Annotated in this window: 13 protein-coding genes; 4 read left to right on the top strand and 9 right to left on the bottom strand. The window is 67.8% G+C overall.

Annotation, left to right across the window (positions count from 1 at the left end):
* The first annotated feature begins 37 nt into the window (after window positions 1-37).
* On the top strand, window positions 38-1,630 hold the full coding sequence (locus ABLI39_RS12275) for a DUF349 domain-containing protein (RefSeq protein ID WP_349413706.1): 1,593 nt from the start codon (window positions 38-40) through the stop codon (window positions 1,628-1,630).
* Between the two features lie 125 nt (window positions 1,631-1,755).
* Entirely contained in the window at window positions 1,756-2,427 is a 672-nt protein-coding gene (locus tag ABLI39_RS12280; protein ID WP_349413707.1) for a type IV toxin-antitoxin system AbiEi family antitoxin, read from the top strand.
* On the opposite strand, the gene ABLI39_RS12285 is transcribed toward ABLI39_RS12280, so the two are convergent.
* The 9 genes from ABLI39_RS12285 to pdxT all read right to left on the bottom strand — a co-directional run bounded on the left by ABLI39_RS12285 (window position 2,424) and on the right by pdxT (window position 12,420).
* A complete protein-coding gene (locus ABLI39_RS12285) occupies window positions 2,424-4,817 on the bottom strand; it encodes a RelA/SpoT family protein (RefSeq protein ID WP_502935228.1) in 2,394 nt (797 codons plus the stop codon). The genes ABLI39_RS12280 and ABLI39_RS12285 overlap by 4 nt on opposite strands.
* 142 nt (window positions 4,818-4,959) lie before the next feature.
* Window positions 4,960-5,967 carry a protein translocase subunit SecF gene (secF, locus tag ABLI39_RS12290; protein WP_349413709.1) on the bottom strand — a complete coding sequence of 336 codons (1,008 nt, stop codon included), beginning with the start codon at window positions 5,965-5,967 and terminating at the stop codon, window positions 4,960-4,962.
* The gene (secD, locus tag ABLI39_RS12295; RefSeq protein ID WP_349413710.1) at window positions 5,968-7,728 is read right to left on the bottom strand and encodes a protein translocase subunit SecD; all 1,761 of its coding nucleotides are present in this window, start codon (window positions 7,726-7,728) and stop codon (window positions 5,968-5,970) included.
* Between the two features lie 107 nt (window positions 7,729-7,835).
* Window positions 7,836-8,264: a preprotein translocase subunit YajC gene (yajC, locus tag ABLI39_RS12300; RefSeq protein ID WP_349413711.1), complete on the bottom strand. Its 429-nt coding sequence runs from the start codon at window positions 8,262-8,264 to the stop codon at window positions 7,836-7,838.
* A 224-nt stretch (window positions 8,265-8,488) separates the two neighbouring features.
* Entirely contained in the window at window positions 8,489-9,598 is a 1,110-nt protein-coding gene (gene ruvB, locus ABLI39_RS12305; RefSeq protein WP_349413712.1) for a Holliday junction branch migration DNA helicase RuvB, read from the bottom strand.
* Window positions 9,591-10,244: a Holliday junction branch migration protein RuvA gene (gene ruvA, locus ABLI39_RS12310; protein WP_349413713.1), complete on the bottom strand. Its 654-nt coding sequence runs from the start codon at window positions 10,242-10,244 to the stop codon at window positions 9,591-9,593. Before ruvA ends, ruvB begins: the two co-directional genes overlap by 8 nt.
* A 131-nt stretch (window positions 10,245-10,375) precedes the next feature.
* Window positions 10,376-10,963 (bottom strand): crossover junction endodeoxyribonuclease RuvC, encoded by a 588-nt coding sequence (gene ruvC, locus ABLI39_RS12315; RefSeq protein ID WP_349413714.1) that lies wholly within the window; start codon window positions 10,961-10,963, stop codon window positions 10,376-10,378.
* Entirely contained in the window at window positions 10,960-11,715 is a 756-nt protein-coding gene (locus ABLI39_RS12320) for a YebC/PmpR family DNA-binding transcriptional regulator (protein WP_138769205.1), read from the bottom strand. Before ABLI39_RS12320 ends, ruvC begins: the two co-directional genes overlap by 4 nt.
* 3 nt (window positions 11,716-11,718) lie before the next feature.
* On the bottom strand, window positions 11,719-12,420 hold the full coding sequence (pdxT, locus tag ABLI39_RS12325) for a pyridoxal 5'-phosphate synthase glutaminase subunit PdxT (RefSeq protein ID WP_349413715.1): 702 nt from the start codon (window positions 12,418-12,420) through the stop codon (window positions 11,719-11,721).
* Between the two features lie 91 nt (window positions 12,421-12,511).
* Between pdxT and ABLI39_RS12330 the strand changes: the two genes are divergently transcribed.
* Entirely contained in the window at window positions 12,512-13,801 is a 1,290-nt protein-coding gene (locus tag ABLI39_RS12330; protein WP_349413716.1) for a MurT ligase domain-containing protein, read from the top strand.
* On the top strand, window positions 13,798-14,595 hold the full coding sequence (locus tag ABLI39_RS12335) for a type 1 glutamine amidotransferase (protein WP_349413717.1): 798 nt from the start codon (window positions 13,798-13,800) through the stop codon (window positions 14,593-14,595). Before ABLI39_RS12330 ends, ABLI39_RS12335 begins: the two co-directional genes overlap by 4 nt.
* The last annotated feature ends 10 nt before the right edge of the window (window positions 14,596-14,605 follow it).

Below are 14,605 nucleotides of genomic sequence, written 5' to 3' on the forward strand. Positions count from 1 at the left end.
GTGCCGGTATTTCCCTCCAAGCGAAAGACTTCTAGCGGTGACAGACAGTCAGAAATCCGACGAAACAGTGGCAGCAGCTGCCAACGAGACCGAAGCCAAGGTTGCGGTGACCGAAGCGGCCAACGAGGCGACCCCGGCCGAGGCCGAGGCCCCGACGGCGGAACCCGCCGCCGAAGCCGCGGCCGAAGAGGCCGCCCCGGCGGAAGCACCCGAGCCAGCCCCCGCTGCGGCCGAGGAGCCCGCCGTCGCACCGGCATCTTCGCCGGTACCTGCGCCTGCCCCGCGCCCGGCGCCGTCGCCCGCCGCCTTTGCGGCCCGACCGAAGGCCTCGCCGTCCGTCGCCGCACCGGCCGCCACCCCTGCCTCCAGCGCCGCATCGCTTGCCGAGGCTGCCCGCTGGGGCCGCGTGGAGGGCGACGGCCAGGTGTTCCTGACCATCGACGGCGAGGAACACGCCGTCGGCCAGTACCCGGGCGTCAGCGATGACGAGGCGCTGGGCTACTTCGCCCGCAAGTACGACGACGTCCTGGCCCAGATCGTCCTGCTGGAGCAGCGAGTGGCCTCCAAGGCACCGGCCGCGGACATGCAGAAGACCGTGACGCACCTGCGCGAGCAGCTGGCCGAACGCAACATGGTCGGTGACCTCCGAGCCGCCGAGGCCCGCCTGGACACCCTGTCCGGCCAGATCACCGCGCTGGAAAAGACCGAAAAGGCCGAACACGACGCCGTCCGCGCCGCCGAACTGGCTGCCCGCGAGGCGATCGTCGCCGAGGCCGAGGAGATCGCCGGGCACGACCCGGCACAGATCCAGTGGAAGACCTCCAGCGCCCGGATGAACGAACTCTTCGAGAGCTGGAAGACGGCGCAGAAGAGCGGCGTCCGGCTGGGCCGGAGCAACGAGGACGCGCTCTGGAAGCGGTTCCGCGCCGCCCGCACGGTCTTCGACCGGCACCGCCGCGCCTACTTCTCCCAGCTGGACAGCAACAACTCCGCCGCCAAGGCCGCCAAGGAAAAGCTGATCACCGAGGCCGAGGCACTGTCCTCCTCGACCGACTGGGGGCACGCCGCCGGCGAGTACCGCCGGCTGATGGACCAGTGGAAGGCCTCCCCGCGCGCCAGCCGCAAGGACGACGACGCTCTCTGGGCCCGGTTCCGGGCCGCACAGGACGTCTTCTTCACGAACCGGCAGGCCGCCAACGAGGAGATCGACCAGGAATACGGCGCGAACCTCGTGGTCAAGGAAGCCCTGCTGGTAGAGGCCAACGAACTGCTCCCGATCAAGGACCTCGCGGCCGCCAAGAAGGCGCTGCAGTCCATCCGCGACCGCTGGGAGGAAGCCGGCAAGGTTCCGCGCGCGGACATGGGCCGGATTGAGGCCGGCCTCCGGAAGGTGGAGGACGCCGTCCGCAACGCCGAGGATGAGAACTGGAAGCGTTCCAATCCCGAAACGAAGGCACGCACCAACAGCGCCCTGTCGCAGCTGGAGGCGGCCATCAGCGGGCTGAAGGACGACCTGGCCAAGGCAGAGAAGGCCGGGGACGAGCGCAAGATCAAGGCGGCGAAGGAAGCCCTCGAGGCACGCCAGGCCTGGTTGGAGCAGCTGGAACGCTCCGCCAGCGAACTCTCCTAGCATTATCCGCTGAAGCAATCTCCGCCGCCGGGTCTGCCCGCCGGCCGCAACAGGCTCCGCCCGGTTATCCACATGACCGGGGCGGGGCCTGTTCCGCGTTCCGGCCAAGACGGCACGATGGCTGAATGGTCCCTGTGCCCGGCAACCCCGCTTCCGGCTTCCGCATCTCCGGACTGCCGGATTGCCGTTCCCCGCGCGAGCCGGCGGGTGCGCCGTCGCCCGTGCTCTACTCCCCCGGGGCGCTGTTCTCCTGGGTTGAACTCCAGGCCATGGCGGCCGACGGCGTGCTGACGAGGCTCTCGCAGCGCGGCTACCTGCCGCCCGGCGCCGCCTCCACCCCGCAGCTGCGGGCGCGGGCGGCGGCCTGCACCATTCCGCCGCCCATCCGGCAACGGGTCGTCGCCGGGCGGATGACGGCAGCGTGGATCTACGGCTGCGCCGGGGAACCGGACCGGATGGCGCTGCTGGTGGATGCCACCCGGCGGGTCTCCAGCCTCAGGGCCACCCGCGGCTGCAGTTTCCACGAAGTGCGGCTCGGCCCGTTCGACGTCGTCAGCCTCGGCGGGCTTATGGTCTCCAGTCCGCTGCGGACGGCGGTGGACATTGCCCTGCACGTCGATCCGGAACGTGCCCTGCCGGCCTTGGGCGCAATGCTGGCCGCGCCCGAACTCGGCGTGAAGCTGAAGCTGCTCATCCGGGCGGTGGAAGCGACGCCGCGGCTGCCGTACAAGAAGGCTGCCCTGGACAAACTTGCGGCCCTTCCCTCCGGCCCGGAACGCGACCGTCTACACGGCTAGCTGCGGCGGCTGTTGCCGGTGGTGCGGTAGACGTCGAAGACGCCGTCGATTCGCCGCACGGCGCTGAGCACATGGCTGAGGTACTTCGGGTCGCCCATCTCGAAGGCGAACTTGGAGATCGCCACCCGGTCCGTGGACGTGTGCACACTCGCCGCCAGGATGTTCACGTGATTCTCCGAGAGGACCCGGGTGACATCGGAGAGCAGCGACTTGCGGTCCAGGGCCTCGACCTGGATTTCCACCAGGAACACACTGGACTGCGTCGGCGCCCACTCGACCTCGACGATCCGGTCCGGCTGATCCATCAGGCCCGACACGTTGGTGCAGTCGGTCCGGTGCACCGAGACTCCGGAGCCGCGGGTCACGAAGCCCAGGATCGGGTCCGGCGGCACCGGGGTGCAGCAGCGTGCCAGCTTCACCCAGACGTCCCCGACGCCGCGGACCACAACCCCAGAGTCGGAGTAGCGGGCCTTGGTGACCTGGGTGGGGATCGAGACCTCGGTCAGGTCATCCTCGGGCGTTTCGTTGCCGCCGAGGCTCTCGACCAGCCGTTCCATCACGGACTGGGCCGAGGTGTGCCCGTCGCCCACCCCGGCGTAGAGTCCGGAGATGTCCGTGTACTTGAAGTCCTCGGCAATCGCGGCGAGGGCATCGTGCGTCATCAGGCGCTGCAGGGGAAGGTTTTGTTTGCGCATCGCCTTGGTGAGCAGTTCCTTGCCGCGGTCGATCGCCTCTTCGCGGCGTTCCTTGCTGAACCACTGCCGGATCTTGTTGCGGGCCCGTGCGCTCTTGACGAAGTGCTGCCAGTCCTGGCTTGGCCCGGCCCCCTCGGCCTTGGAGGTGAAGATCTCCACCCAGTCGCCATGGTTCAGTTCGCTGTTGAGCGGAACCAGCTTGCCGTTCACGCGCGCACCGATGGTCCGGTGCCCCACCTCGGTGTGGACAGCATAGGCGAAGTCCACCGGCGTCGACCCTGCGGGCAGCGCCATCACTTCACCCTTGGGGGTGAAGACGAACACCTCGCGGGCGTTGATTTCAAAGCGCAGCGAGTCGAGGAACTCGCCGGGGTCCGAGGTTTCCTGCTGCCAGTCCACCAGCGACCGCAGCCAGCCCATGTCGCCGTCGCGCGGGCTTCCCGGCCCGGCGGCCGTGCGGTTGGGCTGGTCCTTGTACTTCCAGTGCGCGGCAACGCCGTACTCGGCACGCCGGTGCATTTCATGGGTCCGGATCTGGATCTCCACCGGTTTGCCGCCGGGGCCGATCACGGTCGTGTGCAGCGACTGGTACATGTTGAACTTGGGCATCGCAATGTAGTCCTTGAACCGGCCCGGAAGCGGGTTCCAGCGCGAGTGCATGGCACCGAGCGCGGCGTAACAGTCGCGCACCGAGTCGACCAGGACGCGGACGCCCATCAGGTCGTTGATGTCGTCGAAGTCTTTGTCGCGGACGATCATCTTCTGGTAGATCGAGTAGTAATGCTTGGGCCGGCCGGTGATGGTGGCCTTGATCTTGGCCGCCCGGAGGTCCTCGGTGATCTGGTTGCGGATCACCGCGAGGTTCTTTTCACGCTCCGGCGTCCGATCCCCCACCATCCGCACGATCTCCTCGTAGACCTTGGGGTACAGCGCGGCGAAGGAGAGGTCTTCCAGTTCCCATTTGATCGTGTTCATGCCGAGCCGGTGGGCCAGCGGCGCGAAGATTTCGAGGGTTTCACGCGCCTTGCGGGCCGAAGACTCGGCGGAGACGAAGCGCCAGGTGCGCGCGTTGTGCAGCCGGTCGGCGAGCTTGATCATCAGGACGCGGATGTCTTTGGCCATGGCCACAACCATCTTGCGGACGGTCTCGGACTGGGCGGCCTCACCGAAGCTGACCTTGTCCAGCTTGGTGACGCCGTCCACCAGCATTGCGACTTCCGGGCCGAACTCGCCCTTGAGGTCGTCCAGGGTGTAGGAGGTGTCCTCCACGGTGTCGTGCAGCAGGGCGGCGGCCAGCGTCGTCCCGCTCAGGCCCAGCTCGGCCAGGATGGTCGCAACGGCCACCGGGTGCGTGATGTAGGGGTCCCCGCTCTTGCGCTTTTGCCCGCGGTGGCAGCGTTCCGCCACCACGAAGGCGCGCTGGATGAGCTCGAAGTCGTCCCTGGGGTTGTTGGCCCGCACGGTGCGCAGCAGCGGTTCGAGGATGGGCGAATAGGCGGGTGTTCCGCGGCCGGTCAGGCGCGCGAGCCTGGAGCGGGTACGTTCACGGCGTCCGGGGAAGGTCGGGCGGGTCCCTGAGTTGTCCACCGGAACGGCCGCGTCGGGGCGTCCGGGAGCAGCCAAGCCAGTCTGTGCCCCCTGGCCGGCAGCCTGATCCGCCGGAGCTGCGGGCACCGGCGTCGAACGTTCTTCCAATGAAGCACCTCTCACAACCCGTTAATTATTCAAGTCTATTCCCGTGGCGGGATACTTTTGTAACCGGCGCCCAAAGCCCGACGGGCCGGAGAACGTCGGGGACGTTCTCCGGCCCGTCGGGCGGGTTCGGCGGGACTGGCGGCTAGGCCGTGACCGGGGCCGACTTGGCGGCGTTTTCGGCCCGCCGCTGCTGGACCCGCTTGGCCTGCTTGACCAGATCGGGCTCACCCTGGCGCAGCCAGGCGTACAGCGGGGCGGCGACGAAGATGGTCGCCGCGGTACCGATCAGGATGCCCACGAACAGCGCCAGCGAGAGGTCCCGCAGCGTGCCCGCGCCCAGCAGTCCGGCGCCGATGAAGAGGATGGCGCCGACCGGCAGGATGGCCACCATCATGGTGTTGATGGAGCGCACCAGGGTCTGGTTGACGGCGAGGTTGACCTCTTCGGCAAAGGTGCGCCGGGTGGAGGACTGCAGTTCGGAGGTGTTCTCGCGGATCTTGTCGAAGACCACCACGGTGTCGTACAGCGAGTAGCTGAGCACGGTGAGGAACCCGATGATGGCCGACGGCGTCACCTCGAAGTCGCTGAGGGAGTACACCCCGGCCGTGACGAACATCGTCGCGGCCATGCCGGCGAGGGCGGAAAGCGACATCTTCCAGGTCCGGAAGTACAGCGCCATCAGGACTGCGGCCAGGCCGACGAAAATCGCCAGGCCGATCAGGGCCTGTTTGGTCACGTCCGCGCCCCAGGTGGGTCCGACGAACGTCGAGGTGACCTCGTTGTCGGTCACGCCGTAGGCCTTGGTGAGGCCTTCCTTGACCTTGAGGACCTCTTCGTCGTTCAGCTTGTCCGTCTGGATGCGCATGGTGTTGCCGGCGACGTTCGCGACGCGCGGCAGGCTGCCGGAGACGACCTCCTGGACGGCCTTTTCGCCGAGTGCGGCGTCGCGGTCCTTGACGTTGGACACCGTGAACTCGGAGCCGCCGCGGAACTCGATGCCGAGGTTGAACCCGCCTTTGACGACCGGCAGCAGGATGGACAGGGCGACGGCGACGGCGGCGATCAGGAACCAGATTTTCTTGGAACCGACGAAGTCGTAGGAGCGCTTGCCCGTGTAGAGGTCGTTACCGAAAGTGGCGAAGCTGGCCATTTACTTGCCTTCCTTGGACGCGCTCTTGGAGGAACCGGCGAGCTGCTCCTGTTTTTCCGCGAGACGTCGTTCTGCAATGGTCATCCGGCGTTCGGCCTCGGCCGCGGCCCCGGTGTTCTTGGCGCGCGGCGCCGGGACGGGCTTGTCGTCCGGCGTCCGGATCCGTCCGGCACCCCGGTAGAGGGGCACGGCGCCGAGCCGCTTCGGGTCGAGGCCCGAGAACTTGTGGCCCTCCCCGAAGAACTTGGTCCGGGCCAGCACCTGCAGGGTCGGGTGGGTGAACATAAAGACGACGATCAGGTCGGCGATCGCGGTGAGCCCCAGGGTGAAGGCGAAGCCGCGGACGTTGCCCACGGCTACGAAGTACAGCACGAGGGCGGCGAGCAGGTTGACGGCCTTGGAGGCCAGGACGGTCCGCTTGGCGCGCTTCCAGCCGTTCTCCACCGCCGAGACCAGGCCGCGGCCTTCGCGGAGTTCGTCACGGATGCGTTCGAAGTAGACGATGAAGGAGTCCGCGGTCTGGCCAATCGCCACGATGATGCCGGCGACGCCGGCCAGCGAGAGGCGGTAGTTCTCCGTCCAGCCGAGGATGGCGATGGCCAGGTAGGTGAGCGCACCGGCGACGACGAGCGAGGCGACGGTAACGAAGCCAAGGGCCCGGTACTGGAACAGCGAGTAGACCACAACCAGCAGCAAGCCGATCAGGCCGGCCAGCATGCCCATCCGGAGCTGCTCGCCGCCGAGGGTGGCCGAGATCTGCTGGTCGCTCTGGATCTCGAAGCTGATCGGCAGGGCGCCGAAGCGCAGCTGGTCGGAGAGGGCCTTCGCGGACTTCTCGGTGAAGCCGCCGGTGATCTGCGGGCGGCCATCGGTGATGACGGCCTGGGACCGCGGCGCGGAAATAACCTGGTCGTCAAGGACAATCGCGAACTGCGACTTCGGATCCGAGCCGCTCTGGCCGCCGGCGGCAACGTAGAACTTGTTCAGCCGCTCGGTGATGGTCTTGAACTTGGCCGTGCCCTCGTCGTCGAACTGGATGTCGACGGCCCATTCGTTGGTGACCGCACCCTGCGCGCCGCGCTGCAGCTGGAAGGAGGAGGTCTTGATGTTCGACCCCTTGACCTCTACCGGGCCGAGGATGTACTTGATCGCGGGGCGGCCGTCGGAGGCCGGTTCGCAGGTCACGAGCGGCTTGCCGGGGTCGGAGCGTTCCTGCTTGTCCTGGGACGGGTTGACGCAGTCGAGGGCTTCGAACTTCTTGTAGACGTCCGCGGTGATCCAGTTCTCGTCGCTGCTGTTTGCGGGCGCGGCGGTCGGCTTGGGCAGCTTGTCTTCAGGAGTGCGCGCCTCGACGGGCACGGCAGCGCCGTCGCCGGCCTGGATGACCGGGCGGAAGTTCATGTCCGCGGACGCCTGAATCAGCGCGCGGGTCTCCTTGGACGGAGTGCCCGGGAGGCTGACGACGACGTTGCGGCCGGACTGGGTGCTGATTTCGGCTTCAGCGACACCGGAGCCGTCGACGCGCTGGCGGATGATCGCCACAGCCTGGTTGAGCTGTTCTTCGTTAATGCCCGAACCGCCCTCCACCTTGGGCGCCAGGATCATCTGGGTGCCGCCTTCAAGGTCCAGGGCCAGCTTGGGGGCCCAGCTCGCCTGCCCGGCCATCGTGCCGCCGGCCAGGACGGCGGTCAGGACGGCGAGCATTACGCCAAGCCAGACCAGCACCCTGCGGGCTGAGTTTTTGGGGCCAGTTCGTGCCATTGTCGATCTTTCTATTGTTTACGGAGGAACCGCCGGTGCGTCCAGGTCAGGACCGCACCGGCGGATGCCCGCGCACTGAAGCTCCGCGGGGTTGCTCAGGAGGCAGACTAGCTGTCTTTTTTGCCTTCGTCGTTCAGGCGGCGCAGGGTTTCGTCCGGCGTTTCGGTGCGGTGCGTGTCACCGGCGACGGTGGTGCCCTCGACGGCGGAGCCGGGCTCTTCGGTCTTGCCCAGGGTCAGCGAGGAAGCATCGTCGGGAACTACGGTGGGTTCCTCGACGGCGGCAACCGGCTCGACGATCTTGGTAACGGCCTGGCGGTGCACAGTGGCGGTGTTGCCCGGGGAGAGCTCCAGAACAACCTTGTTCTCGGCCTCGTCAATCTCGACGATGCGGCCGAACAGGCCGAAGCTGGTCATGACCTCAACGCCGGGGCCGAACTTCGACTGGAGCTCCGCCTGCTGCTGCTGCGTCTTCTTGTTGCGGCGGAACATCATAAAGACGAACACGCCGAGCATGACGAACAGGAGAATTGTCATTGGATCCAAGGGGAAAGTTCCGTTCTGTACTTGCGAGCTGGTTTTTCAGCAACGTCCGCTTCGCTCCGGGGCCACCTGGCGTGGAACCTGGCAGGAAACCTGGCAGGCCCGTGGCAGAAAACCCTGCCCTGCCATCGGCGGCTAGCGGGAGCCGCGCACGGAAACAAAGGCCCGAACGTGCCGAGCGTCATACCAGTCTAAAGGGAAAAGGTCACTAGCGAGTGCTATTGACTATTACGGATCCATTCCGGATCGGTGTCGGCTGCCAACCCGGCCGGCCCGCCGACGGCGTCTCCGGCCTGGAACAGGTCCAGCGGATCCTGGCCGAACGCACCGGCCGGCACTGCGAAGCCGAGGTGTGTCCAGGCCGGCGCGAGGGCGATCCGTCCGCGCGGGGTCCGGCCAAGGAGGCCCTCGCGAACCAGGTACGGCTCGGCGACGGTTTCCACGGTTTCGGTTTCCTCGCCTACGGCGATGGCCAGGGTGGACAGGCCCACCGGGCCGCCGCCGAACTTGGTGATCAGCGCCTCGAGGACGGCGCGGTCCAGGCGGTCCAGGCCGCGCTTGTCCACTTCGTACATGTCCAGCGCAGCAGAGGCGGCCCGCGCGTCGATCTGGTCAACCCCGTGCACCAGCGCCCAGTCCCGGACGCGGCGCAGCAGCCGGTTGGCGATGCGGGGAGTGCCCCGGGACCGGCCGGCGATCTCGCTGAACCCGGCGGAGTTCACCTTCAGGTCCAGCAGCCCCGCCGAACGGCGCAGCACCAGCTCCAGCTCCTCGACGGAGTAGAACTCCAGGTGGCCGGTAAAACCGAACCGGTCCCGGAGCGGCCCTGGCAGCAGCCCGGCGCGGGTGGTGGCGCCCACGAGGGTGAATGGCGGCAGTTCCAGCGGAATCGCGGTGGCGCCGGCGCCCTTGCCGACGACGATGTCGACGCGGAAGTCCTCCATCGCCATGTAGAGCATTTCTTCGGCCGGGCGGGACATGCGGTGGATCTCGTCGAGGAAAAGGACTTCCCCTTCGGAGAGCGAGGACAGGATGGCGGCCAGGTCCCCGGCGTGCTGGATCGCCGGCCCGCTGCTGATCCGCAGCGGGGCGTTCATCTCGGCGGCGATGATCATGGACAGCGTGGTCTTGCCCAGGCCTGGCGGACCGGACAGCAGCACGTGGTCGGCGCTGCGCCCGCGCATCCGGGAGGCCTCCAGCACGAGCGAGAGCTGCTTGCGGACCCGGTGCTGGCCCACAAAATCGTGCAGGTTCTTGGGCCGGAGGGCGGCCTCGATGGCCCGTTCCTCCGGTTCCTCTCCCCCGGCGACGAGCGACGGCTCAGCCACGGGCACCTACACGGTTCCCGGCGCGGGCGCCGTCCTGGCCCAGCCAGCGCAGCGTGGCACGGAGGATTTCCGCGACGTTGCCGGCCTCGGCGAGGTCCGGCGATTCCGCCAGCGACTTGTCGATGCTGGAGGTCGCGTCCTTCTCGGACCAGCCGAGGCTGGTCATGGCGGCCACCACCTGGGGCTTCCACACGGCTTCGGCGGACCGGGCCGGGGCGCCGCCGTCGGAGTGGCCCGGGGTGCCGTGCGGCACCAGCTTCCCGGCCAGCTCCAGCACGATCCGGCCGGCGACCTTGGGACCGATGCCGGGGACCTTGGTGAAGGCCTTGCCGTCGCCGGAGTGCGCGGCAACCCGGATCGCTTCGGGGTCGTGGACGGCCAGCACGGCCAACGCCAGCCGCGGCCCCACGCCGCTGACGCTCAGCAGCACGTCGAAGACCTCGCGCTCGTCGTCGGTGGCGAAGCCGAAGAGGGTGAGCGAGTCCTCCCGGACGATCAGGGAGGTGAACAGTTTGCCCTCATCCCCGACGCGGAGACGGCTGAGGGTCTGCGGGGTGGCGTTGACACTCATGCCGGCGCCGTTCAGGTCGATCACCGCCGAGGACAGGCCGACGTGCGCTACGGTTCCGCGGAGAAAACTGATCAAGGCCTGGCTCCTGGTCTTACAGCTGGTTCAGGTCCAGCTGGGTCAAGCCGGCTGGCATGAATCTGCAAGCACCGGCTATCCGAACATATCTACGAATACCCTAGCAAGTGCCCGGACATTTAACGCGCCATTCAGCGTGCACGGCGCGCTTTGGCTTCGGCGTCGGCCCAGGCTCGCTGCGCGGGCGTGAGGGACTGGCTGCCCGGGCCGGTCGTGACTGCGCCGCTACCGGAGGTGCCGCTGCCTGACCGCCACGCGTGGGTGATCGCCAGCGCCAGGGCGTCGGCGGCGTCGGCCGGCCGCGGCGGGGCGTCTAGCCGGAGGATCTTGGTGACCAGCTTGGTGACGGCGTCCTTGTTGGAGGTCCCGCTGCCGGTCACGGCGGCCTTGACCTCCGAGGGCGTGTGCAGCGCCACCGGGATCCCCCGGCGCGCGGCGGCGGCGATCACCACGCCGGAGGCCTGGGCAACGCCCATTACCGTACTGACGTTGAGCTGGGAGAAAACACGTTCGACGGCGAGGACCTGCGGCTCGTACTGATCCAGCCACTGGTCGATGGAGGTGGCGATGACGAGCAGCCGCTGGTCCAGGCTTTCCTCCGGGGAGGTGCCGACGACGCCGAAGGCCACCATGGTGGCGCGGCGGTTCTTCTCGACGTCCACGACGCCGATCCCGCAGCGGGTGAGGCCCGGATCGACGCCGAGGACGCGAAGGGTCACTCGGCTTCCAGTGCGGCCTGCACTTCGTCGCTGAGGTCGGCGTTGCTGTACACGTTCTGGACGTCGTCGAGTTCTTCGAGGGCATCGACGAGCTTCATGAACTTCTTGGCGGCGTCGAGGTCCAGCGGCACCTGCATGGAGGGCACAAATTCGGCCTCGTCGGTGTCGTAGTCGATCCCGGCTTCCTTGAGCGCGTCCCGGATGGCCTGCAGGTCGGTCGGTTCGGAGTGGATCTCGAAGCTGTCGCCGTTGTCCTTGACTTCTTCGGCGCCGGCGTCGAGCACCGCCATCAGCACGTCGTCCTCGGTCAGGCCGTTCTTCGGCAGCGAGACAACACCCTTGCGGGAGAACAGGTAGCTGACCGAGCCGGGATCGGCGATGGTTCCGCCGTTGCGGGAAATGGCAAGCCGGACCTCGGAGGCGGCACGGTTCTTGTTGTCCGTGAGGCACTCGATCAGCAGCGCCGAACCCTGCGGGCCGCGGCATTCGTACATGATCTCGGTGTAATCCACGACCTCGCCGGTGAGGCCGGCGCCGCGCTTGATGGCGCGGTCGATGTTGTCAGCGGGAACCGAGGTCTTTTTGGCCTTGGTGACGGCAAGTTCCAGGCTCGGGTTGCCGGCGAGGTCGGGTCCGCCCATGCGCGCGGCAACTTCGATGTTCTTGATCAGCTTGGCGAACGACTTGGCCCGGCGGCTGTCCAGGATGGCCTTCTTGTGCTTGGTCGTCGCCCATTTGGAGTGGCCTGACATGCTTTACGCTTCTCCTCTGATCATTCGAATAAAGAGTTCATGCACGCGCTTCTCCCCCGTCACTTCCGGGTGGAAGGAGGTGGCCAGCAGCTTGCCGGAACGCACTGCAACAATTCTAGCCGTCCCGTCGAGGGATTCCGGGTGGCCGGCCTTGGACGGTTCCACCTGGGCCAGGACTTCGACGCCCGCGCCGACGCGTTCGACCCAGGGTCCGCGGATGAACACCGCGTGCACCGGGGCCACGGTGCCGTCCTCGGCGCTGAACTCCAGCCCCTTGAACTCCAGGTCTGTCTCGAACGACTCGCGCTGGCGGCCGAACGCGTTGCGGCGCACCGTGATGTCCAGGCCGCCGAAAGTCTGCTGCGGGTTTCCGGCGAGGTCGGTTGCGGGGTCGGCGATCTCTTCGGCCAGCAGGATCATCCCGGCGCAGGAGCCGTAAACAGGCAGCCCTGCCCGGATGCGTTCCCGCAGCGGATCCCGAAGGTCAAAGAGCCGGGCGAGCTTGTCGATGGTGGTCGATTCCCCGCCGGGAATGATGAGGCCGTCGAGGCCCTCCAGCTCGGCGGGGCGACGGACACCAATGCCGGCGGCGCCGGCAGCGTCCACGGCGTGCAGGTGTTCGCGGAAGTCGCCTTGGAGTGCCAGGACGCCGATCCGCAGGCCCGATCCCACGCGGGAAGGAGGCGGCGTAAGGGGGGTGGTCATCCTGCCAGCATAGTCCGCGGGGCCCGCCGGGCCGCACCGGGGCATGCCCCCGGACCAGGTTCCATGCCGCCGCTGGGATATATTACAAAGCATGCTCTACTTCAGCGTTCCGCTCGGCAAGCTCGTCCGCCGGGTCTCCCGGCTCCGGGGCGGAGGCTCCGCTCTTCCCGGCCTGGTAGTCGAAAAAATCGATCCCGGCTTTATGCAGCGGACGCTGTCCACACTGCCGCTGGGAGTCGCCGTCGTCAGCGGCACAAACGGCAAGACCACCACCACCAAGATGGTCGTGGAGCTGCTGGAAAGCCAGGGCCTGAAGGTCTTCACCAACCGGACCGGCAGCAACTTCACCCGCGGCGTCGCCGCGGCGCTTCTCGGCGAGGTGGACTGGCGGGGCCGGCTCGACGCCGATGTCGCCGTCCTGGAACTGGACGAGGCCCACGCCGTGCACTTCGTCAACAGGGTTCCGCCGCGCTACTGCCTGCTGCTGAACGTGCTCCGCGACCAGCTGGACCGCTTCGGCGAGATCGACAAGACCGCGGAGCTGCTGCAGCACATCGCGGCCAAGACCACGGGCACCGTGGTGCTGAACCGCGAGGACCCGCGCGTCGCCCGGATCGCAAATACGCTTAACGGCCCGGAGGTGCTCTACTTCGGCCTCGACGATTCGCTGCTGAGCACCTTCCCGAACGACGACGAGCTGCGGGCCGCACCGGGCAGCCCGGTGCCGCCGGCCCCGGCCAAGCCGCAGGCCGACGTCGTCCTCCGCCGGGTGGGCGCCGATGACGCCGACTTCGAGTACGACGGCGCCACGGTCACCACCGGCATGAAACTCCGCGGGGTCTACAACATCTTCAACGCCGCCGCGGCCCTGACCCTGGCCCGGGCCATCACCGGGGCCCGCGGCACCGGTACCGACCACGCCGGGCTGCTGGCGGCCCTGGCCAAGGTCGCGCCGGCGTTCGGCCGCGGCGAAAGCCTGGTGGTGGACGGGCTGCCGCTGGAGCTTGTCCTGGTCAAGAACCCCAGCGGCTTTCGGCTCGGCCTGAAGTCCTTCCCGGCCACCGGCTACGCGACCATGATCGCGATCAACGACAACTACGCGGACGGACGCGACATGTCCTGGCTCTGGGACGTGGAATTCGACACCCTGCGCGAGGGCGGCGTGGACCAGCTCACCGGCTCCCGCGCCTACGACATGGCCCTGCGGCTGCAGTACGACGACGTTCCAATCGGCGCCGTGGACACGGACATCGCCCCCGCCCTGGCCGCCTTCATCCGCGGGGCGAAGGACCAGCCAAAGCGGATCTTCTGCACCTACACCGCCATGCTGGCCATCCGCCGCGAGCTGTCCAAAATCACCACAGTGGAGGTGGTCTCATGACCCCCGCATCCCCCGACACCCCGGACGGGCTCTCCTTCGGCCATGTTCTGCCGCCCGAAGAGTCCGCTTCCCCAAGCAAGGGCACCATCCGCGTGGTGCAGCTCTATCCGCGGGATATGAACATCTACGGCGACTGGGGCAATGCGCTGGTCCTGGCCCAGCGGCTGCGCTGGCACGGGTACACCCCGGAACTGCTCGAATACAACGTGGGTGACGACTTCCCAACCGACGTGGACCTGATCGTGGGCGGCGGCGGCCAGGACAGCGGCCAACTGGTGATCCAGGACGATCTGCTCTCCCGTGAAACGGTCCTCAAGGAGCTCGCCGAGGACGGCACACCTATGCTCGTGATCTGCGGGCTCTACCAGCTGTTCGGAAAGTTTTTCAAGACCCGGACCGGCTCCGTGATCCCCGGCATCGGGATCCTGGACGTGGAGACCCACGGCACGGACGAGCGGCTGATCGGCAACGTCTCGGTGTCCTCCCCCGAGTTCGGCACCGTGCTGGGCTACGAGAACCACAGCGGCCAGACCACGCTGGGCCCCGGCGTCACGCCGCTGGGCACCACGGCCAAGGGCACCGGCAACAACAGCAGCGACGGCCAGGAGGGTGCACGCTACCGCAACATCGTGGCCAGCTACCTGCACGGCTCGCTGCTGCCCAAGAACCCGGCGCTGGCCGACTTCCTGATCAAGACCGCCGTGGAGCGCAAATACGGCACCTTCGTGCCCGGCGACCCGGACGACTCCTACGCCGCCCTGGCCCGGGAGCACGCGGCCCGCCGCCCCCGCTAACGCCCGGCCT

It is taken from the genome of Pseudarthrobacter sp. B907 (assembly GCF_040137805.1).
Classification (GTDB): Bacteria; Actinomycetota; Actinomycetes; order Actinomycetales; family Micrococcaceae; genus Arthrobacter.